The sequence below is a fragment of the Vibrio sp. 1CM24A genome, assembly GCF_023161725.1.
GTDB classification, from domain to species: Bacteria; Pseudomonadota; Gammaproteobacteria; order Enterobacterales; family Vibrionaceae; genus Vibrio; species Vibrio coralliirubri.
The window spans coordinates 26,162-48,045 of the sequence record NZ_JALNTS010000005.1; the positions used below are offsets into that span (position 1 = coordinate 26,162).

A 21,884-nucleotide genomic window follows, 5' to 3' on the forward strand; every position below is an offset into this window, starting at 1 on the left:
GTTTTAGAATTTGATATATTGGAAGCGACCTTAAGGGTCGCTTTTTTTGTTTCAATTTTTAGTACGATACCAATCTAGATAATTTGATTGCACATGATTCAGAACGGTTCAGGCCCGATGGTAGTGGCTAGCAATTGAGAGTGGATGTTGTGTCTCTCATATGAAGAATGATTATTCAGACTTTCATTGAGGCGCAATGATCTTAAACTTATGCAGATTAGTATATTACTTTCCAGAAAATCACATATTGGTCTCAGGTATCTATGGAAAATAATAAAAAGCAGGGCGTTTTACTGGTGAACTTAGGAACACCAGATTCGGCGACCCCCGCTGGCGTTCGTCGATTTTTGAGTGAATTCTTACACGACAAGCGAGTTGTAAACCTAACGCGTTGGCTTTGGTGTCCTATCTTGCATGGGGTGATTTTACCGATTCGCTCGCCTAAAGTTGCTAAGCTGTATCAGTCTGTCTGGATGGATGAAGGCTCACCACTGCTTGTGTACTCTCAAAGACAAGCGGAAAAGCTCCAGAAGAAGCTAGAGATGCCTGTTGCACTGGGTATGACCTATGGCAACCCAAGCTTAAAGACTGGTGTTGAGCAACTGATGGAGCAGGGCGTTGAGGACATCATCGTACTGCCTTTATATCCGCAGTACTCTGGCACAACCACAGCGGCGGTTTCTGATGGTTTAACCAAAGCCTTTAAGCAGATGCCAGTTATCCCGAGCTATCGCTTTATTCGCGACTACTACGCGCACCCAAGCTATGCAAAAGCATTGGCTGAAAGCGTTCGTAGTCATTGGGATAAAAATGGCAGAGCCGATCATTTAGTGTGTTCTTTCCACGGTATTCCGAAGCGACTGGCTGATGAAGGCGATATCTACCCTCAGCATTGTGAAGCGACAACAAAGCTGCTTGCGGCAGAGCTAGGTTTATCTGAAGAAGACATCACCATGACCTACCAATCGCGATTTGGTCGAGAAGAGTGGTTGAAGCCATACACTGACGAGACACTTGAATCATTGCCAAGTAAAGGTATCAAGAAGATCGACATCATGGCACCTGCATTTTCGGTTGACTGTTTGGAAACGTTGGAAGAGATTTCAGACCAGTGTAAAGAGACGTTCATTGACGCTGGTGGTTCGGACTTTAGCTACATTATGTGTTTGAACGATAGAGACTCGCACATCGATATGATGGCAGAGTTAGTCGCTCTATATCGCTAACAGCTGCTGAGCCTTGATTATGGCTTATCGTTAACATTAAGCCATATCATACAAATAACAAAAGGGCTGCTCATTGAGCAGCCCTTTTTGATCAGGATATTTGGTGTTGAAACAGCGTGAGAGTTAAGCCGCAGATGTTTCTGTTGCTTGCTTAGCTTTTGGCTCTGCTTCAAGCGTCATGTTGGTTTCTACGCCATGCATCCATGACACAAGCTTACCAGCACAAAGCAGCAGTAATATGCCACTCACCGTTGCTGTGATAGCAATACCACTGAAGATAGACATAGCACCAAGCTCACCAACGTGAGAACCAACCAGGCCTGCCACGTAGTTTGCCACCGCATTGAAGCCAAACCATGCACCCATCATCAATGATGCTAGGCGAAGCGGAGCTAACTTAGTGACCAACGACAGGCCAATAGGAGATAGACAAAGCTCACCAAGGGTATGGAAGAAGAAAGCACCGACTAGCCATAGCATTGATGTTTTCACTGTTAGGTCGCCGCCTTGCTCCATTACCGCGCCCATCATGCACACAAAGCCCAGAGCTAAGAAGAACAATGCCATTGCAAACTTAACAGGAGAGTTGGGTTCACGCTTGCCCAGTTTCACCCAGAACGCCGCAATGATTGGAGCAAGTGTAATGATGAAGAATGGGTTCAAAGATTGGAACCACGCAGCAGGAACTTCAAAGCCACCAATCATACGGTCAGTATATTGTTGAGTGTAGATGTTCATTAGGCCGCCAGCTTGTTCAAAGCCCGCCCAGAAAACAATCACGAACAGACCCATGATAAGAATCACTTTTAGTCTGTCGAACTCTTCTTTGGTCAGTGGCGCTTTTTCTTTAGATTTGTTCAGTGCTTTCGCTCGAGCAGCAGCAGGCACAGAACCGATGTTGCCTAACCAAGACTGAGCCATTGTCACTTGCATGATCAAGCTAATAACCATACCAATACCAGCGGCTAGGAAACCTGCTTTCCAACCGAATGAATCGACAGCAGCACCTGAAATTAAGCCACCAAGCAGCGCACCTAAGTTGATGCCCATGTAGAAAATGGTGAAAGCACCGTCACGGCGGTTATCGCCTTCTTGGTACAGATCGCCAACCATGGTTGAGATGTTCGGCTTAAACATACCGTTACCACTGATTAGCAGTGCTAAACCAAGGTAGAGAGCGTTCACTTGGTCTAAACCGATGAAGCCGTTAGGTAGAGCCAGTGTAAATTGGCCAAGTGCCATTAATACACCGCCAATCAGAATTGATTTACGCTGACCTAGGTAGTTATCGGCAATCCAGCCACCAATTAATGGTGTGATGTAGACTAAGCCGGTGTAAATACCGTAGAGATCGAGTGCGTCTTTTGTTGACCAACCAAGTCCACCGTTGAGGGTAGTGTCAGTCAAAAATAAGACAAGGATGGCACGCATCGCATAGTAAGAGAAACGTTCCCATAGCTCTGTGCTAAAAAGTAGAAATAGGCCTCTAGGGTGGCCAAAGATGTTGTGGTTGCTTGGCATAAGTTTTACTAATTTTAGGTATTAAAAGATTTTATAGTCATTCATGTATACACAGTGGGATAAAAGTCTGCAATAGACGTATTTTATGGTCACGATAACTCGAATTGACTAAGGTATTGATACTTATGGCTTTTACTTTTAATGTTACCCATTTTAAGTGTGCTGCAAACTAATTTTCCAGATTTGAGCTGGTTGGTTAATAACCTTCTTTAAAGCCATGTCGAATAAAGATGTTTAGATGTATTGCTCTGGTGTATCGTTTTGAGTTTAAATGGAATGGCATTCTCATTAATTGGGGCGTACATATGTTTACAACAATGAGCCTTTTGATCTCTAAATTATCCCTGTACAATGCTTAACCACTTTCGACACCTATAACTTTTTGTTGATAAATTGGTCTGCTACGCATTATTTTTCGTTCGCGACGATTCATTTTATTAATGGCGATTCAACCGTTTTAGGCATGTGGTAAAATATCCAAAAATATAAAATGGCTAGTTAAATGAAACGTTGGTATTTGCTTTACTGTAAGCGTGGTGATCAAAAACGCGCCCAGCAGCACTTAGAGAATCAAGGGGTAGAGTGCTTTTACCCTCAAATAGAAGTCAATAAGGTGGTGAGAGGGAAAGAAAAGCAGGTCAAAGAACCGCTGTTTCCGTCTTACATCTTTGTTCGCTTTGACTATGAGCAAGGCCCTAGTTTCACGACCGTTCGTTCAACACGTGGTGTTGTGGACTTTATTAAGTTCGGTGCGAGGCCGCACGAGGTCCAAGGAGACTTGGTATTTGAACTCAAAGAGTTTGAGAAGTGCTGCAGTAACGAAGTGGAAGATTGTTGTGTTGAGTTTGAATCTGGGCAGGTAGTCAAGATTCAGAGTGGCCAGTTTGCTGGGGTTGAAGCTATTTTCGATCAGAAAGACGGTGAGGCTCGATCGATTATGCTGGTGAAAATGATCAGCCAAGTCGTTCCAATCAGTATTGAGAACGAAGCACTACAAGCTCGCGCATAACTGCAGTAATAAAAAATAGGCTTAAAACAAAAAGGCGCATAATGCGCCTTTTTTAGTCTTTAGGATTTGTTCAAAACGCTCTAAGCGTTGTAAGCATCGTTGTGAACGGCTTGTACGGCACGGCCTGATGGGTCGACACAGTTTTTGAATGACTCATCCCACTCAATCGCTTTCGCTGATGAACAAGCCACTGAAGGACCTCCAGGTACACACTCTGCCGCAGATTCTAGAGGGAATAGCTCCTCAAAGATTTCACGGTAAGCATAACCTTCTTTGGTTGTTGGCGTGTTGTAAGGGAAACGGAACTTAGCAGCTTCCATTTGTTGATCCGTTACTTTTGCTTCAGCCGTTGCTTTCAATGTATCAATCCAATCGTAGCCAACACCATCAGAGAACTGCTCTTTTTGACGCCATGCGATTGAATCTGGTAGGTAGTCTTCAAAACACTCACGCAGGATGTGCTTCTCCATCTTACCGTTACCACACATCTTATCTTCAGGGTTCAGACGCATTGCGACATCGATGAACTCTTTATCCAAGAATGGTACACGGCCTTCAACACCCCATGCCGCTAGCGATTTGTTTGCACGAGCACAGTCGAACATGCTTAGAGCAAGCAGTTTACGTACTGTCTCTTCGTGGAACTCTTTCGCGTTTGGCGCTTTGTGGAAATACAGGTAACCACCAAAGATCTCATCAGCACCTTCACCAGACAGTACCATTTTGATGCCCATTGCTTTGATCTTACGAGCAAGCAAGTACATTGGCGTTGATGCACGAATCGTCGTTACATCGTAAGTCTCGATGTGGTAGATAACATCACGGATGGCATCTAAGCCTTCCTGGATGGTGTAAGTCATCTCGTGGTGTACAGTACCGATCTTGTCCGCAACTTCACGAGCAGCGATAAGATCTGGTGCGCCTTCAAGGCCAACAGCGAATGAGTGCAGTTGTGGCCACCAAGCTTCAGATTGCTCATCATCTTCGATACGCATTGCAGCAAAGCGTTTTGCGACTGCTGAAGTAATTGATGAATCAAGGCCACCAGATAGAAGTACACCGTAAGGAACGTCAGTCATTAGTTGACGTTTAACTGCTGCTTCTAGCGCTTCAGTCAGTTCTTCTTTGCTTGTGCTGTTGCCTTGTACCGCAGCGTACTCGTTCCAATCGCGGATGTAGTAGCGTTGAGGTTCTGCATCTTTAGAAGAGTAGAAGCTACCAGGAGGGAACTCACTGATCGTCTTACAAACTTCAACCAATGCTTTCATCTCTGAAGCCACGTAGTAGTTACCGTGCTCATCGTAACCTTGGTAAAGCGGGATAATACCAATATGGTCGCGGCCCACTAGGTACTCGTCTTTCTCTTCGTCGTATAAAACGAACGCGAAAATACCGTTAAGCTCTTCTAGAAGGTCTGCACCCATCTCTTGGTATAGCGCTAGGATAACTTCACAGTCAGAATCAGTCTGGAACTGGTACTTATCTTCATAGCGTGCGCGAAGTTCTTTGTGGTTATAGATTTCACCGTTTACTGCAAGAATGTGCTTTTTGTCTTGGCTGTATAGTGGTTGAGCACCACTGTTCAAGCCGACAATAGCAAGACGTTCGTGAGCAAGGATTGCTTTTTCACCCGCATAGATACCAGACCAGTCTGGACCACGGTGACGAAGCTTTTTAGACATTTCTAAAGCAATAGGGCGAAGTGCTGCGGCATCACTTTTAATGTCGAGAATGCCAAATACTGAACACATAGAACTTCCTTTTAAATAATTTCCAAATCAACTGCATTCAATTTGCCATTCTGGCTAAAAAAAGCAACCGGATGTGAGCAAAAAAATAATATAAAGGGTGTTCTGTTAGAAATTATCTAATTTTTATGTGCTTTTGGTGTGTGGTGTTTAATTGCGGTTGGTTTTTTAAACAAAAACCTCTCAAAAGTGCGAAAAATAGGCAATTTTGAGAGGTTTAGTTGAACACCGTCTAATACTAGATTTTATTGATATTTGGATTTAACTGTTCGCAAACGTGGCGAGCAAAACCACTACCAGCCTCGCTGTAAATGTTAAATGCCGCATCAACGCCATTCTCTTTCAGTGTTTCGAGTTGATCTGGGTATTCAGCAATCGCGGCAATTTGGCCTTTAAAGTTACGTGACTTTAATTGTTCTAAAGCGGTTTGATTACCTTGGTGGTGAGGCATTGCCAAAATCACCAGTTTTACATTTGCTGTATCTAGAATTCGTTCCCAAAAATCTGGGTCAGTCGCGTCGCCAGAAATCACGTTTCTGCCATGGCTTCTATGGTTATGCGCAGCTTCTTCACGAACTTCGACACCTAGGCTGACTTTGCCGTAGCGAGAATGTAATTCGTCATAAGCTCCAGTACCAATACGTCCCATACCTAGGATCAGTACTTGGGCTTGGCCAGGGTTAATAAGCTGATCGCGTTGGTTGAGACTTTCTGCGGCATGTTCTTTCAGCCATTTTCCTGATTGCTGGTAGAGCTTATGGCCTATACGGTTAATCGGCGCGGCAATGATAAATGAGAGGGATATAGTCAGTGCTAATGCGATCAGAATATCACTCGACATCCAACCGTTCTTAAAGGCTAATCCGCCAACAATCAGGCCAAATTCACTAAAGTTAAAGAGTGATAGAGACGTTAGTAGCGATGTTCTAACGCGGAATTTGTAGGCATTGAGTACCAAAAAGTAAAGAATACCGTTAATTGGTAGCAGTAATAGAAATAGGATTGAAAGAGAGATCGCGGAGAGGGTAGGAGCTCCCGATAGACCGATACTTAGGAAGAAACATACCAGAAGTAGCTCTTTAATATTAAACAATGATTTTGACAGTTCTGATGCTTTGCTATGACCTGCTAGCAATATACCGAGTATCAGAGCACCTAAATCTGGTTTGATACCGACGAAATTGAATAGCCCAGCGCCAACGACTAAGCCGAAGAATACGCCGCAGAGAACCAACATTTCGCCATGACCGACTTTATCCAGCAGGCGATAAAAAAGAGGGCGCAAAATTGGCAGTACGAATAGGAAGATAGCGTACCATTCTGGAACTTTGCCCGTTGATATGGTTAGGAAGAGAACTGCAAAGATATCCTGCATAACCAAGATACCGATTGCTAGCGTACCGTAGGTTGAATTCATTTCACCTTTTTCGTGCAGAGTCTTAACTGCAAAAACGGTGGATGAAAAGGAGAGGGCGAACGCGAGTAATACTAATTGCTCGATAGGCATGGTTGCTAGGCTAGATATACCGAGAAACTTGAAAAAAAGCAGCGCTGCACTAAAGGATAGTGTTGAAAGAAGGTTGTGAAACGTAGCACCTGCCCAAATTTCTTTGGATAGTAAGACCTTTACATCGAGTTTTAACCCAATGGTAAAGAGCAGCAGCGTTACCCCGAGGTCGGCTAGAACGGTGATAGTATCATTAGTTTCAAAGCCAAACGCTTGAAGTCCAAAGCCTGCTAGCAAAAAACCGACCAGAGGTGGAAGGTTGAATTTGAGAGCGATAAAACCTGCTAAAAAAGCAGTCGTGATTAATATTAGTTCCATAGATTTATTTTATTGAATCCCTAGCTGTAAAAACGGGCCGTGTTTATACAAACACGGCCCGTTGGTCAATCTGATTGAGACTTTAGTCTTCGAGAAGCTTTTGAAGCAACACACCGTTGAGCATGGCGCGCTTAATCATAGCAAAAGCTCCCATCGTAGGATGTTTATCGATCTGTGATGCTACAATAGGCAGGCCGCTATGGAAAGTCGTTAACGACTGATTCTCTACATTGCGCTTAATTGCAGGGAAAACAATCTCTTGTGCCTTGGTAATATCACCAGCAATGATAACTTTTTGAGGGTTAAATAAGTTAATCGTCATCGCGATAGCCTTACCTAACTGGTTTCCTACTCGAACTAAGCTTTGCTTGGCTAGCTCATCACCATTAATCGCGTGGTCACAAACGTCTTGAATCGTAATATGCTCAAGCTCTGTTAAAGAAGACTCATAGCCTTGCTTAATCAGCTTCTGCACGCGTTCAACGATAGCTGGGTTTGCTGCTACGGTTTCAAGACAGCCGAAGTTACCACATTGGCATTGTTCGCCTAGCGGATCAATTTGGATATGACCAATTTCACCCACGTTACGGTTATGACCTAGGAAAACCTGACCATTAACGATAATACCTGCACCTGTACCACGGTGGACACTGACCAAAATAGAATCTTGGCTGTCTTTACTTGCACCGAAGTAGTGCTCAGCAAGCGCCATTCCTCGAACATCGTTACCAACAAAACAAGCAACATGGAATGTATCGCGAATAATGTCGCTCAATGCGAGGTTATCGATGTCGGTATTCGGCATGTACTCAACAACACCGGTCGTTGGGTTAACTAAGCCTGGAAGCGTGACACCTATGGCAATCAGCTGGTCGATCTTTGGTTGATGCTCAGCAATGAAAGCCTTGAGGTTATTGACCAAGCCTTGGGTAAGGTCTGATTGGTCTGAATAATTCAGGTCTTGCTGTTGGAAAGCCAATTCACGACCACCAAGGTCATGCAGGCTTATTTGAATGTAGTCTCGACCTAAGCGCACAGCGACAGAATGAAAAGGTTCTACTTCTGTGGTTAGGGAGATAGCGCGTCTACCGCCAGTAGACGCTTGCTGCGCAACCTCTTTAATTAGGCCGCGCTCTAAAAGTTGGCGGGTAATTTTTGTAACACTTGCCGGTGCGAGTTGGCTTACATCAGCCACTTGTATACGACTGATAGGCCCTTGTTGGTCTATAAGTCGGTATACCGCCGCACTGTTTAGTTGTTTAACTAAGTCTACGTTACCTATTTGTCCGCCATTCATACTTAATTGTGCTCGTATTGTCCGTTAACAACAGTCGCTTTAACGTTAAAGTCTCGGTCAAATACAGCTAGGTTTGCAACCATGCCTTTTTTGATTCGACCTAGCTTGCTTTCTACACCGATAGCCGTAGCTGGGTATAGCGTAGCCATGCGAAGAGCTTCGTCTAAAGCGATACCAGCGTGCTCAACTGTATTCTGAACTGCTTCAATCATAGTCAGAGCTGAGCCGCCCAGTGTGCCGTTTTCATCAACACACTTACCATCACGGTAATATACTTTCTTACCGACAAAAATAAAGTATTCCATGTCAGCACCTGCAGGAGCTGTGGCATCCGTCACTAATACCAACTTTTCTCCCTTGATTTTATGCGCAATTCTGATGTTTGCGTAATCAACGTGGAAGCCGTCGGCAATAATGCCAGCGTAAACCTCAGGCGTATCGTAAATCGCGCCAACAACGCCAGGCTCACGACCAACCATCGGTGTCATTGCATTGAACAGGTGAGTAGCGAACGTGATACCAGATTCGAAACCTTGGCGCGCTTCTGCGTAAGTTGCGTTAGTGTGGCCGATAGAAACCACAACGCCAGCTTTGTGTAGGCGTTCGATGTGTTCAGGGTCGTTCAGCTCTGGAGCCAATGTTACTTTTGCAACAAGGTCACGGTTCTCACAGATAAGCTCAATCATTTCGCTGTCAGATTTACGAATGTGATCGACGCTGTGGATGCCTTTTTTCGCTACGTTTAGGTAAGGGCCTTCAAGGTGTAGACCTAAAGATTGGTTCTGGTATTGGTTGTGGTATTCACGAGCTGCCGTAATAACCGCACGCATATCTTCGTCTGAAGAGGTGATAAGTGTTGGCAGGAAGCTAGTACAGCCAGATTTCAGGTTTGCTTTGTGCATGATCTGCATGGTTTCTGCAGTGATCTCATCGTTAAGCATTACACCGCCACAACCATTCAATTGTAGGTCGATGAAACCTGGGCTTAGGTTTGCTCCCTCTAGGTCGCGAACCTCGATTCCTTCTGGCAATTCAGAGATAGGACAGACTTTTTTGATCAGTTCGTTTTCGATTACAACAGCATGATCGGTTAGAACATCACTACCAGTGTAAATTTTACAGTTACTTAGCGCGTACATAGTCAGCTAATCCTTATTTCGTGAGATCTTTTAAATTCGTTCGTTACCTAAATGTGGACTTAGTTTGCGAGCATCATTTACGTAACGATTTATCTTTTATGGGCAAACGGCTTCAAAACGGGAATCGATTTAAGTTGTTGAAAAATATATGAACAATTGATTGTTATTATACATTTAGGTTCATTGATAATGATTGTTCACGGTGCTCTATAAGCCCGGAGATACCATCTTTTTGCCTAATGATTAGATTTGGATTTTATCCATAAATGTTCATTTTTTTGAATGATAAAATAAGTTTTATGATCTCGCTAGCAAAAACCTCTGGATTTGGTAAAAACTGGTGATTAGGATCACAAATGGTAAGGTTTTAATTTGCGGAGCAAAATTAATTGAATACACTGAATAGGACTAAATTGAGCGACTAAAATAAGTTTCTCAAACGAATTCTAAAAAATCCTATAGGGGGAAACAACTGGTGAATATTCTAGGATATGCACAGAAGCTTGGTAAGGCGTTAATGCTACCAATCGCAACGCTTCCGATTGCGGCGCTTCTTTTACGTTTAGGTCAAGGCGATCTACTTGATATTCCATTCATGGCGCAAGCTGGTGGTGCTATCTTCGGTAACCTACCATTGCTCTTTGGTCTAGGTATCGCGATTGGTCTTTCTAAAGACGGTAACGGCGCAGCAGGTCTTGCTGGTGCAGTTGCTTACTTCGTACTAACTGCTACAGCAACGACAATTAACGCAGACGTTAACATGTCATTCTTCGGCGGTATCTTCGCAGGTATCATCGCAGGTCACTCTTACAACGCTTTCCACGCGACACGCCTTCCTGAATGGCTGGCTTTCTTTGCGGGTAAACGTTTAGTACCTATCATGGCCGGTCTATTCGCACTTGTTGCAGGTGCTGTGTCTGGTGTGGTATGGCCTGGTGTTCAATCTGGTCTAGACGCACTTGCTCATGCAGTATCAACGTCTGGCGCTATCGGCCAATTCGTTTACGGTACTCTTAACCGTGCACTTATCCCTGTAGGTCTACACCACGTATTGAACTCATACTTCTGGTTCGGTATGGGTACATGTCAAGAAATCATCGTTGCTGGTCAAGGCGCATTCGCTAACATCACTCAACTTTGTGTTGACCCAGCACTTGCTAAAACTCTAGTTGTTGGCCAAGAGCACACATTCACATTCGCTAACTCTGTAACTCCAGAAATCACTACTGTAGTTAAAGAAGTGACTGAAACTGTTAAATCTGGCGACCTACACCGTTTCTTCGGTGGCGATAAAGGCGCTGGCGTATTCATGAACGGTTTCTTCCCAGTAATGATGTTCGGTCTACCAGGTGCTGCACTTGCAATGTACCTAGCTGCTCCTGCCGAAAAACGTAGCCAAGTTGGTGGCGCACTATTCTCAGTTGCATTCTGTTCATTCCTAACAGGTATCACAGAGCCGCTAGAATTCATGTTCGTATTCCTAGCTCCTGCTCTATACGCAATGCACGCTGTATTTACAGGTCTGTCTCTAGTAGTTGCTAACATGTTTGGTACTCTGCACGGTTTCGGTTTCTCTGCTGGTCTTATCGACTTCGTATTGAACTGGGGTCTTGCAACTAAACCATTCGTACTACTACTGATCGGTCTTGGCTTCGGTGCTCTATACTTCTTCACTTTCTCTTTCGCAATCCGCGCTTTCAACTTGAAATCGCCAGGTCGTGAAGATGATGACGAAGCTGTTGCTGCTCCTGCTGGCGACGCACCAAAGGGCGACCTTGCACGTCAATACTTGAAAGCTCTAGGTGGTCACGAAAACCTAACTTCAATCGACGCTTGTATCACTCGTCTACGTCTAACTCTTAAAGACCGCTCTGTTGCAGATGAAGTTGTTCTTAAGAAACTAGGTGCTAAAGGTGTGGTTAAACTAGGTGAGAACAACCTACAGGTTATCCTAGGCCCACTAGCTGAAATCGTAGCTGGCGAAATGAAAGCTATCGGTGCAGGCGAAGACCTATCTGATGTAAAACTTCCATAGTAAGGGAAGTACTTAATTAAGACGTAAAGTTACTCTTAAGTAAGTGTCAAATTGAAAGCCTCCCACATGGGAGGCTTTTTTGTGCCTGTAGTTTAAGATGAGTGAACACGGTTCGTTCTATTCTTCATCGAATAGCAGAAATAATCGTAATTAACAGACGGTTCTTATTGTGCAAAGGCTAAGAATTGTGGATGATTAGCAACAATGATCTTTCTATCTTTGACTGGCGCTATAAGCGACCGTTTTCTTGGAGACGAAAGATAACTTTCTCTGACAATACTAAATACATAGAGGTGCTATAGATGAGTGAAGCTGAGGCTCGTCCATCGAATTTCATTCGCCAAATTATTGATAAAGATTTAGCGGATGGTACACACAGTAGCGTGCATACTCGTTTCCCGCCGGAGCCAAATGGCTACCTGCACATTGGTCACGCTAAATCTATTTGCTTGAACTTTGGTATTGCTCAGGACTACCAGGGACAATGTAATCTTCGCTTCGATGATACAAACCCTGAAAAAGAAGACGTTGAATACGTTGAGTCAATTAAGAATGATGTAAGCTGGTTAGGCTTCGAATGGTCTGGTGATATTTGTTACTCATCAAACTACTTCGATACGCTTTACGCTTATGCTGTGGAATTAATTAATAAAGGCTTAGCGTATGTTGACGAGCTAAGTCCTGATCAAATCCGTGAGTACCGTGGCACGCTAAAAGAGCCAGGTAAAGCGAGCCCATACCGTGACCGTAGCCCCGAAGAGAACCTAGCGCTGTTTGAAAAAATGCGTGACGGTGGCTTCGAAGAAGGTAAAGCATGTCTACGTGCTAAGATCGACATGAGCTCTTCGTTCATGGTTATGCGCGATCCTGTTATCTACCGTGTTCGTTTTGCTCACCACCATCAAACGGCTGACAAGTGGTGCATTTACCCAATGTACGACTTTACTCACTGTATCTCTGATGCGTTGGAAGGTATTACGCACTCTATCTGTACGCTTGAATTCCAAGATAACCGTCGTTTGTACGATTGGGTTCTAGATAACATCACGATTGACTGCCAACCTCGTCAGTACGAGTTTAGCCGCCTGAATCTTGAATACACAGTGATGTCTAAGCGTAAGCTGAACCAACTTGTGGTTGAAAACCTAGTTCAAGGTTGGGATGACCCACGTATGCCTACTATTTCTGGCCTACGTCGTCGTGGTTTTACTTCAAGCTCGATTCGTGAATTCTGTAAGCGTATTGGTGTGACTAAGCAAGAGAACATGATTGAGTTCGGTTCACTTGAATCTTGCATCCGTGATGATCTGAACGAAAATGCACCTCGTGCAATGGCTGTTCTGGATCCAGTTAAGATCGTTATCGAAAACTACGAAGCAGATACAGTAGAAACGCTAACGGTTGCAAATCACCCAAACAAGTCAGAAATGGGCACTCGTGAAGTACCATTTACACGTGAAGTTTGGATTGAGCGTGATGACTTCCGTGAAGAAGCAAACAAAAAGTACAAGCGTTTGGTTCTAGGCAAAGAAGTTCGTCTACGTGGCGCTTACGTGATCAAAGCTGAACGTATCGAAAAAGATGCAGAAGGCAACATTACGACTATCTTCTGTTCTTACGACAATGAAACATTGGGTAAGAACCCTGCAGATGGCCGCAAAGTGAAAGGCGTTATCCACTGGGTATCAGCTGATAAAGCGCTGCCTGCTGAGATTCGTTTGTACGATCGTCTATTCACAGTGCCAAACCCAGCCGCTGCTGATGACTTCGCTGCAACGCTAAACCCTGAATCACTTGTTACGCTAAATGGTTTTGTTGAACCTAGCCTAGCAGAAGGTGTTGCAGAGCAAGCTTACCAGTTTGAACGTACAGGCTACTTCTGTGTGGATTCGAAAGACTCTAAAGCAGATGCACTAGTCTTCAACCGTACGGTTGGTCTACGTGATACTTGGGGTAAAACTGAAGCTTAATGCTTGAGTATTTAGTTTGTTAAAAACGACCCAATAAAAAACCGGCTTAGAGCCGGTTTTTTTGTATCTTAAATTTGATTACTAAGGCGCTTCTAGTGACCAACTAGCGTTTTAAGCACTAGAGCCAGAGCTTTAGGGATTATTGGGGTCTTGTTGGGTTACTTCACCCGTGCGTGAGTTGTACCAGAAAACATAACCTGCATTTCCAGGATCGCTGTCGAAATCGACTCCAGTGTAGATGTAGTAGCAAAGCGCGAGTTTGTTTTGAGGAGTACCGTCTTTGGCAACAAAGCTATGGTTTTGACGGCGGGTAACAAAATCAAAATTGTTGGACTGGCTTGGGTTTGTGGTCGCGGTCAGGTCGGTTGTCATAATGGCATTCCATATTGACACACACCCTTGATCACCTTGACCTATGTTGTAAGGCTGACCCATAGGGTTGCCTTTATCGACGCCAAGTGGGTAGCCGACGTCATTTATGTCCAATTGAGCATTGCCGTCTGCGTCTTCCCCAAAACCTGGCATGTCATTCATTTCAGCGTTGCCGCCGCCGCTGACTAGCCATTTACTGTGAGCAAACGTGATCGCACTTTGAAATTGAGATTGAGCAGCGTCAAACAGAGCGATACGGCCATCGGTTTGAATGTTAAGAAAACGGGGAAGGGCAACAACAGCAAGTACGGCGATAATCACCACAACAACCAACATCTCAATTAAAGTAAAAGCCTTAGCTAGCGGGATTCTTTTCATGGATACTTTATGGAGCCCTATATAAAAAACGCCGGCCTAAGCCAGCGTTCTGTATTACTTCTTCGCTTTATGCGCGTCTGGATTGCCTTTGCAATCTCCGCTAATGCTTTTCCCGTACAAGTACAAACTGTGGTTTGTTAGTTGCACGTTGTAACGCTGAGCAATCTCTTTTTGTCTTTCTTCGATGATGTCATCAGAGAATTCGATCACTTCGCCACAATCTAAACATACAAGGTGGTCGTGGTGGTGCTGTGTAGAAAGTTCAAATACAGACTTGCCGCCTTCGAAGTGGTGACGAGTTACAATGCCAGCGTCATCGAATTGGTTAAGTACTCGATAAACGGTTGCAAGACCGATTTCTTCACCTAGGTCGATCAGCTTCTTATATAAATCTTCAGCACTAATATGTTGGCAGTCTGGCTGTTGTAATACTTCTAAAATTTTGAGCCGTGGAAGGGTCACTTTAAGACCTGCATCTTTTAGCGCTTGATTATTGTCTGACATATACTTTCCTGTTGATGATCTGCAGCAATTAACAGAATTCAATATTAATACCATTATAGTTTAGTCAGGCATAACAATAAACCACGAACTTCAAAGGGTTACTTACTGACATCACAATCTGTTTTGTAAATTGGAAGTATCTCACTTATAGTGGAGGTACGACCAGTCAAGGTGACGGTGTTTCTGATATAAACATGGAATGTTGTTATGAATAAGCAACTCGCAAAAATATATAAACCCAACATTGTAAAATTTGCTCTTAATATTTGGCCTCCCTTTTGGGGAGCGGGTATTCGAATAGCCCACATTAGCGCTGACTTTAGGGTTGTTAAGACTGTACTTAAGCTACGCTGGTGGAATAAGAACGCCAATCGTACTCAATATGGCGGCAGTATCTTTTCTCTTACCGATCCCGTTTACTCATTGATGTTAATGGGAATTTTAGGTGAGCGATATTATGTTTGGGATAAAGAAGCGAGCATTAACTTCATCAAGCCGGGGCAATCGGACTTGTATGCAGATTTTGAGATAAGCCAAGGGCAGCTTGACGATATCTATCGTCAGACGCAACTCGGTGAAAAGTGTTTCCCTGAATTTATTATTCACGTGAAAGATAAGCAGGGTAATGTGGTTTCAGAAATTCAACGCACCCTCTATGTAAGAAAGAAGCCGCAATTTAGAGATGACGATGAAGCATTAGAAGCTGAGTGCTAATTAATAGATTTTAAATAGCAAAAAACCTCCTATAAGGAGGTTTTTTCATGTCTACATAATGGTTATTAATTGTAACAATTAACAACCACTAGAGAATTAGTCTTCTAGCTCTGCTAGGCACATCTCTTCGTGGATTTGTTTAACCCAGTTAGATACGCGCTCATCAGTTAGCTCAGGTTGACGGTCTTCATCGATACATAGACCAACGAATTGGCTGTCATCGCCTTCAACTAAACCTTTCGATGCTTCGAATTCGTAGCCTTCAGTTGATGTGTGACCTAGGATAGTACCGCCTTTCGCTTCAACGATGTCACGGATAGTACCCATAGCATCACAGAAGTATTCTGCGTAATCTTCTTGGTCGCCACAACCAAAGATAGCAACAAGCTTAGTTGAGAAATCAATAGCTTCTAGCTCTGGGAAAAAGTCATCCCAATCACATTGTGCTTCGCCGTAGTACCACGTAGGGATACCAAGCAGCAGTAGATCGAAGTTATCGATATCTTCTTTGCTGCTTTTTGCAATGTCTTGAACGTGAACGAGCTGTTTGCTCAATTGCTTTTGAATCATCTTAGCAACAGCTTCAGTGTTACCTGTATCGCTACCAAAGAAGAGACCTACACTTGCCATAGAATCATTACCTTTCATTTTGTCTGTTGTCGGTGTAATAAAGTTCGGAAGAGAATCGTTAGATCCCAGTTCCTTCCCAGCTTAGTTGGATTATCCCTTTGGCGATAAAACCCGCACAGCCAAGGAAAAGTACTAACCATACGATGCGACGACCAAATGGAGGAACATTTCCCTGCTTGAGAACGTCCTTAATTGCCATACCGATTAAAAAGAAAATCGCGGCAAACAGGAGATCTAAACCAACAGATTCGATGATGTTCATGTAGTCGTAAAGCATGGGAACCTTATATACCAATTTTGCTTGGGCGCACTATATCACTGTTGTGAGATAAAGTTAATCTGCAGTAATTACACAGCTCTCATTTATCTGCACGAAAAAGCGCAGTTAAGCGATGAATTTTCTAATTGCTCTAAGTACTTCTGCTGGTTTTTCAGCATGCAGCCAGTGACCGGTGTTGGCAATGACGTGCGCTTTTGCGTTAGAAAATTGCTGCTGAACGGCTGCTTGATGTTCTGCTGTGAGGTAATCAGAATCCCCACCTTTTATGAGTAAGGTTTTGACCGAGGTTTTCTCAATCGGTTCCCAGCCAATGATGTGCGCGTAATTAGCGAGCAGTGATGCGACGTTAAAGCGCCACTCCATGATGCCTTGCTCTGTTTTGAACAAAGATTTGGTTAAAAACTGGCGAACGCCATCGATCTCGATATGTTTTGCGAGAACCTTGAGTGCATCTGAGCGTGAAGTTGGTTTTTCTTCTATCACGGCTTGCAGGCCTGCGAATACGTTGTCGTGGCGACTTTGAGTGTACGCGACTGGCGCCATATCCAAGACAATCAATTTATGCAGTGCAAGATGCTGTGTCAGTGCCATCGCTACTTTGCCACCCATCGAGTGACCAATCACAGTGACGTCTTCTAACTTAAGATCATGCAGCAGTTGAGCCACGTCTTGTGCCATCGCTTGATAGTTATGAGTGTCACTATGGAAGGATTGACCGTGGTTGCGGAGATCGATACTAAGTACCTTATGATCGGCTTTTAGATCCCTAGCGAGCAAGCCAAGGTTGTCCAGATTACCGAATAATCCATGGATCAAAACAATGGTGTGACCCTCACCTTCAATTTTATAGTTGAGCTGTACTGACATTTTTATCTTATTCATGGTGGGTTTGACGTAGAGTATCCGCGCGGATCTCGCTATAATCCCCCAGAGTTTAAACATTGAGATTGTGAAAAGCGAATGAAAACAATTGAGGTTGATGAGGACCTATACCGTTTTATTGCGGGTCAGACAGAACGTATTGGCGAAAGCGCTTCAGATATTCTGCGCCGCTTGTTACAGGTTGATAGCCAAGGCATGGCTCCGATCGAAGAGATCGTTGAGCCAAAAGGTATCGTTGTTAGCAAAGAGGTAGGCTTTACTCCAGAGAAGTTCGATGGCGTTAAAGAAATGCGCTCACTACTAATATCAGATGAGTTTGCATCACTAAAGAAAGCCATTGATCGTTTCATGCTTGTGTTATCAACACTGCATAAAATCGACCCTTTAAGCTTTTCAGAAGCAACTCAAGTAAAAGGCCGTAAGCGCGTTTACTTTGCAGATAACGAAGCGACGTTGCTAGCAAACGGCAACACGACTAAGCCTAAAGCTATTCCACAAAGTCCTTTTTGGGTTATTACTAATAACAATACAAGCCGAAAAAGACAGATGGTTGAGCAGCTTATGAGCCGCATGAGTTTCCAAGCAGAATTGATAGAAAAAGTAACAGGTTCAATTTAACGAAATCTGATTTAAACCTCATAATATCCATGGATAAGAAGATATTATGAGGTTTTTTTGTTTTTAAATTTTATATATAAGGATGTCGAAAATGGCTATGCACCCTCGTGCTGGGCAGAAAGCTCAGCAGGAAGATCTTCATAATATCCCGGCTTTAGTTGCTAACTATTTCTTACAGCAACCGGATGCTACGAACCCAGATCATAAAGTACTTTTCGGTACTTCAGGTCACCGCGGTACAGCAGACAAATCAACATTTAACGAAAACCACATTCTAGCAATTGCACAAGCGGTTGCTGAAGTTCGTGCCGAGCAAGGTACAACTGGTCCTCTTTTCTTAGGTAAAGATACTCACGCTCTATCTGAGCCTGCGTTCTCTACGGTTATCGAAGTGCTTGTAGCGAACGGTGTTGAAGTTATTATTCAAGAAAACAACGGCTTTACTCCAACACCTGGTATCTCGCACGCGATTCTTACGCACAACCTAGTGAATGATAAAAAAGCCGACGGCATTGTTATCACGCCTTCACATAACCCACCTCAAGACGGCGGTATTAAATACAACCCGACACACGGTGGCCCAGCTGAAGCTGAACTGACTCAAGCGATTGAAGACCGTGCGAACGTGATCATTGCTGAGCAAATGCAAGGTGTTAAGCGTACGCCTATCGCACAGGCTAAACAGTCTGAGCTAGTAAAAGAAGTTGACCTAGTCGCGCCATACGTCGCTGATTTGGTGAACGTTGTGGATATGGAAGCGATCCAGAAAGCAAACATCAAGATTGGTGTTGATCCACTGGGTGGCAGCGGTATTGATTACTGGCGTCAAATTGGTAAAGCGTACAACCTAGATCTTACTCTGGTTAGTGAAGCGGTTGACCCTTCATTTCAATTCATGTCTCTAGATAAAGATGGCGTGGTTCGTATGGACTGTTCTTCTCCATACGCAATGGCAGGCTTACTGGCGCTTAAAGACGAGTACGCTCTAGCGTTTGGTAACGACCCTGATTACGATCGCCACGGCATCGTGACACCTAAAGGCTTGATGAATCCAAACCACTTCTTAGCGGTTTGTATTGATTACCTATACCGTAACCGTGAAGGTTGGGGTAAAGACGTTGCTGTTGGTAAGACACTGGTATCAAGCGCATTGATTGATCGTGTTGTTGCTGACTTAGGTCGTGAGCTTTGTGAAGTGCCAGTTGGTTTCAAATGGTTCGTTGATGGTCTATACAACGGCAAGTTTGGTTTTGGTGGTGAAGAGAGTGCAGGTGCTTCTTTCCTACGTAAAGACGGTACGCCTTGGTCAACAGATAAAGATGGCCTGATTCTTTGCTTACTTGCGGCTGAGATCACAGCTGTGACAGGTAAGAACCCACAAGAATACTACGAAGAACTTGCCGCTAAACACGGTGAATCTAAGTACAACCGTATTCAAGCGGTAGCAAATGGTGCACAAAAAGACGTGCTGAAGAAACTATCTCCAGAGATGGTTTCTGCTGAGACGCTGGCTGGTGATGCAATTACTGCACGCTTAACACACGCTCCAGGTAACGGTGCTGCGATTGGTGGCTTGAAAGTGACAACTGAGAACGGCTGGTTTGCTGCTCGTCCATCAGGCACTGAAGACATCTACAAGATCTACTGTGAAAGTTTTAAGGGTGAAGAGCACCTGAAAGCAATCGAAGCAGAAGCTCAAGAGATTGTGAACCAAGTATTTGCAGCGGCTGGCCTATAATCGAATCTCGATTACTAGAGTTGCTACGTAAATAGAAGAAGGGTTGATGTGAAAGCATCAGCCCTTTTTATTTGTGTTGATTTTGTGTAAGCGGGAAAGTTAACTGAGTTAGCTCAGACGACTAACCGTGTGGCCAACTTTGTGGCATCACAAACCAGAATTGCCCCGACTTTGTTTGCCCATGGACGAAGCGATCACCAAATTCGGTGATAGGTTCACAGGTGAAGTCATCAGTGCCAGCTGCCCATTGCTCTTTGGTGAGTGAATACAGTGGTTCACTGATTAACTGAGCCTGATCTTGATAGCACCAAAAGCCGTTTACTTGGCTTGGGTTAATGTCGTAGCCCAAGCATTTTGTCGGTACGTTTTGCTCTAAGAATGGGTTGGTATATAGACGACCTTGCATCAGTAAGTGCTTTGAGTCGACATCGATCTCTGGATATTGATCAACAAAGGCGGCCGAAGAGGACATTTCGAGCTGGTGGCTGAGCATCCTGTCGAGTTTCTTATCCAATTGGTCGTGAGAGTTGGGTCCAAACCATGTTTGTTCGTGGAGCAGATAAAACTTAATCGCCACTTCCCAATGTTCTAGCTTTTGGCTGCTCTCTTCTTCAAGAATAAAGTCGATTGCACCGAGAGTTCTGCCTTCCACATTGATCTGAATCTCGTCGTGCTTTATCGAGTAATTCGGTGAGCCAGCGATCACTTGTTCGCATAGATATTGGTAGAGGAAACCTAATCTAGGATTACCATCATAAGTATGTGATGAGTCGATGGCATGGTGGCTAGAGAATGCACTGAGATCCGAAACCGGTGGCTTGATTTCTAGTAATGGCGGTGAGTCGATGACCCATTGGTAAAAACGTTGCAGTGCTGTCATCTCTTCCTCATAAACTTATCGTGGGGCTTTCGACATTCTACCCGTAAATTGATATAACGACGTTATTATAAAGGTAAGCTGGAAAGAAAAATGAATAACTTACAATTAGAAAAGCTACTTAACGAAAAACTGCAGCCACAGCAGATTAAAGATTACTGTCCTAATGGTCTTCAAGTTGAAGGCGCAACAGAAGTGAAGCGAATCGTTACTGGTGTGACAGCTTCTCAAGCCTTGATTGATAAAGCGGTAGAACTGAACGCAGACGCTTTGTTAGTCCATCATGGTTTTTTCTGGAAAGGCGAGTCAGAAGCCATTCGTGGCATGAAGGGCAAGCGCATTCGTACCCTGATTAAAAATGACATCAATCTTTTAGGTTATCACTTACCGCTTGATATCCACCCTGAACTTGGTAACAACGCGAAACTGGCGGAGTTACTTGAGATAGAAGTCGAAGGCGGTTTGGAAGGGCACCCACAATCGGTTGCTATGTTTGGTAAATTAAAAGCGCCAATGACAGGTACTGAATTTGCAGCAAAAATCGATCAAGTTCTGAATCGTAAACCACTGCATATCGCTCCAGAAAATCAAGACAAAATGATTACGACCGTCGGTTGGTGTACCGGTGGCGGTCAAGACTACATTGAGCTTGCGGCTTCTCAAGGTATTGATGCTTTTATCTCTGGTGAAATTTCAGAGCGCACTACTTACTCAGCACGCGAGCAAGACATTCATTATTTTGCTGCTGGCCACCATGCGACAGAACGCTATGGTGTAAAAGCGCTAGGTGAATGGTTAGCGAAAGAGCATGGCTTGGATGTTGAGTTTATTGATATCGATAATCCAGTATAAGAGCAGATGCGAGGTGAGGGATACGAGTAAATAGTATTCGTCATTCCCTAGACTGACGAAGGAGGGAGTAGGGAATCTCTTAAGGTTCTCTATAAATTAAATGAGATCCCCAACTCACTCGTCCCTCGCTCTTGAGGATGACGACATTGTTTCGCTCTATAAGTACCGTCATTCCCTAGACTGACGAAGGAAGGAGTAGGGAATCTCTTAAGGTTCTCTATAAACTAAATGAGATCCCCAACTCACTCGTCCCTCGTTCTTGGGGATGA

General features: G+C 44.0%; 19 protein-coding genes. 8 read left to right on the forward strand and 11 right to left on the reverse strand.

Translation table 11 applies throughout. The features are described 5' to 3' along the window. Window positions 1-263 precede the first annotated feature (263 nt). A complete protein-coding gene (gene hemH / locus MSG38_RS12190) occupies window positions 264-1,226 on the forward strand; it encodes a ferrochelatase (RefSeq protein WP_050633832.1) in 963 nt (320 codons plus the stop codon). Window positions 1,227-1,349: 123 nt separating this feature from the next. Here the strand turns inward: hemH and MSG38_RS12195 are convergent, their stop codons facing one another. Further along, window positions 1,350-2,747 carry a peptide MFS transporter gene (locus tag MSG38_RS12195; protein ID WP_017062198.1) on the reverse strand — a complete coding sequence of 466 codons (1,398 nt, stop codon included), beginning with the start codon at window positions 2,745-2,747 and terminating at the stop codon, window positions 1,350-1,352. A 502-nt stretch (window positions 2,748-3,249) separates the two neighbouring features. On the opposite strand from MSG38_RS12195, the gene rfaH reads away from it, so the two are divergent. After that, entirely contained in the window at window positions 3,250-3,756 is a 507-nt protein-coding gene (gene rfaH, locus MSG38_RS12200) for a transcription/translation regulatory transformer protein RfaH (protein ID WP_248401935.1), read from the forward strand. A gap of 80 nt (window positions 3,757-3,836) precedes the next feature. On the opposite strand, the gene asnB is transcribed toward rfaH, so the two are convergent. From asnB to nagA, 4 genes are all read right to left on the reverse strand, one after another. Further along, complete coding sequence (gene asnB / locus MSG38_RS12205; protein ID WP_017062196.1) at window positions 3,837-5,507, reverse strand: asparagine synthase B; 1,671 nt, start codon at window positions 5,505-5,507, stop codon at window positions 3,837-3,839. Window positions 5,508-5,742: 235 nt separating this feature from the next. Then, a complete protein-coding gene (locus tag MSG38_RS12210) occupies window positions 5,743-7,329 on the reverse strand; it encodes a cation:proton antiporter family protein (protein ID WP_048606478.1) in 1,587 nt (528 codons plus the stop codon). 82 nt (window positions 7,330-7,411) lie between these two features. Beyond that, entirely contained in the window at window positions 7,412-8,626 is a 1,215-nt protein-coding gene (locus tag MSG38_RS12215) for an ROK family protein (protein ID WP_017062194.1), read from the reverse strand. A gap of 2 nt (window positions 8,627-8,628) precedes the next feature. Beyond that, window positions 8,629-9,765 carry an N-acetylglucosamine-6-phosphate deacetylase gene (nagA, locus tag MSG38_RS12220; protein WP_248401936.1) on the reverse strand — a complete coding sequence of 379 codons (1,137 nt, stop codon included), beginning with the start codon at window positions 9,763-9,765 and terminating at the stop codon, window positions 8,629-8,631. 475 nt (window positions 9,766-10,240) lie between these two features. Here nagA and nagE point away from each other — a divergent pair, with 475 nt between their 5' ends. Both nagE and glnS read left to right on the forward strand, forming a co-directional pair. Then, entirely contained in the window at window positions 10,241-11,800 is a 1,560-nt protein-coding gene (gene nagE, locus MSG38_RS12225; RefSeq protein ID WP_048606474.1) for an N-acetylglucosamine-specific PTS transporter subunit IIBC, read from the forward strand. A gap of 302 nt (window positions 11,801-12,102) precedes the next feature. Next, complete coding sequence (gene glnS, locus MSG38_RS12230; protein WP_059019902.1) at window positions 12,103-13,770, forward strand: glutamine--tRNA ligase; 1,668 nt, start codon at window positions 12,103-12,105, stop codon at window positions 13,768-13,770. A gap of 132 nt (window positions 13,771-13,902) precedes the next feature. Here the strand turns inward: glnS and MSG38_RS12235 are convergent, their stop codons facing one another. Together MSG38_RS12235 and fcrX are read right to left on the reverse strand one after the other, a co-directional pair. Continuing rightward, a complete protein-coding gene (locus tag MSG38_RS12235; RefSeq protein ID WP_248401937.1) occupies window positions 13,903-14,520 on the reverse strand; it encodes a prepilin-type N-terminal cleavage/methylation domain-containing protein in 618 nt (205 codons plus the stop codon). 54 nt (window positions 14,521-14,574) lie between these two features. Beyond that, the gene (fcrX, locus tag MSG38_RS12240) at window positions 14,575-15,024 is read right to left on the reverse strand and encodes a ferric iron uptake transcriptional regulator FcrX (protein WP_048606469.1); all 450 of its coding nucleotides are present in this window, start codon (window positions 15,022-15,024) and stop codon (window positions 14,575-14,577) included. Between the two features lie 207 nt (window positions 15,025-15,231). Between fcrX and MSG38_RS12245 the strand changes: the two genes are divergently transcribed. Beyond that, window positions 15,232-15,738, forward strand: coding sequence for a DUF4442 domain-containing protein (locus MSG38_RS12245; RefSeq protein ID WP_019820496.1), 507 nt, complete (start codon window positions 15,232-15,234; stop codon window positions 15,736-15,738). Between the two features lie 96 nt (window positions 15,739-15,834). On the opposite strand, the gene fldA is transcribed toward MSG38_RS12245, so the two are convergent. The 3 genes from fldA to MSG38_RS12260 all read right to left on the reverse strand — a co-directional run bounded on the left by fldA (window position 15,835) and on the right by MSG38_RS12260 (window position 17,515). After that, window positions 15,835-16,368, reverse strand: coding sequence for a flavodoxin FldA (fldA, locus tag MSG38_RS12250; protein WP_010436745.1), 534 nt, complete (start codon window positions 16,366-16,368; stop codon window positions 15,835-15,837). A gap of 58 nt (window positions 16,369-16,426) precedes the next feature. After that, window positions 16,427-16,645 (reverse strand): DUF2788 domain-containing protein, encoded by a 219-nt coding sequence (locus tag MSG38_RS12255; RefSeq protein ID WP_004737900.1) that lies wholly within the window; start codon window positions 16,643-16,645, stop codon window positions 16,427-16,429. A 108-nt stretch (window positions 16,646-16,753) separates the two neighbouring features. Beyond that, window positions 16,754-17,515 (reverse strand): alpha/beta fold hydrolase, encoded by a 762-nt coding sequence (locus tag MSG38_RS12260; protein WP_048606465.1) that lies wholly within the window; start codon window positions 17,513-17,515, stop codon window positions 16,754-16,756. Window positions 17,516-17,608: 93 nt separating this feature from the next. Between MSG38_RS12260 and seqA the strand changes: the two genes are divergently transcribed. Both seqA and pgm read left to right on the forward strand, forming a co-directional pair. Continuing rightward, window positions 17,609-18,148 carry a replication initiation negative regulator SeqA gene (seqA, locus tag MSG38_RS12265; protein ID WP_019820493.1) on the forward strand — a complete coding sequence of 180 codons (540 nt, stop codon included), beginning with the start codon at window positions 17,609-17,611 and terminating at the stop codon, window positions 18,146-18,148. Window positions 18,149-18,239: 91 nt separating this feature from the next. Further along, window positions 18,240-19,886, forward strand: coding sequence for a phosphoglucomutase (alpha-D-glucose-1,6-bisphosphate-dependent) (gene pgm / locus MSG38_RS12270; protein WP_248401938.1), 1,647 nt, complete (start codon window positions 18,240-18,242; stop codon window positions 19,884-19,886). Between the two features lie 121 nt (window positions 19,887-20,007). Here pgm and MSG38_RS12275 read toward each other — a convergent pair whose 3' ends face one another. Then, on the reverse strand, window positions 20,008-20,766 hold the full coding sequence (locus tag MSG38_RS12275; protein WP_248401939.1) for a DUF1853 family protein: 759 nt from the start codon (window positions 20,764-20,766) through the stop codon (window positions 20,008-20,010). A gap of 90 nt (window positions 20,767-20,856) precedes the next feature. On the opposite strand from MSG38_RS12275, the gene MSG38_RS12280 reads away from it, so the two are divergent. Continuing rightward, window positions 20,857-21,615, forward strand: a complete 759-nt coding sequence (locus tag MSG38_RS12280; protein WP_048606455.1) for a Nif3-like dinuclear metal center hexameric protein — start codon at window positions 20,857-20,859, stop codon at window positions 21,613-21,615. The last annotated feature ends 269 nt before the right edge of the window (window positions 21,616-21,884 follow it).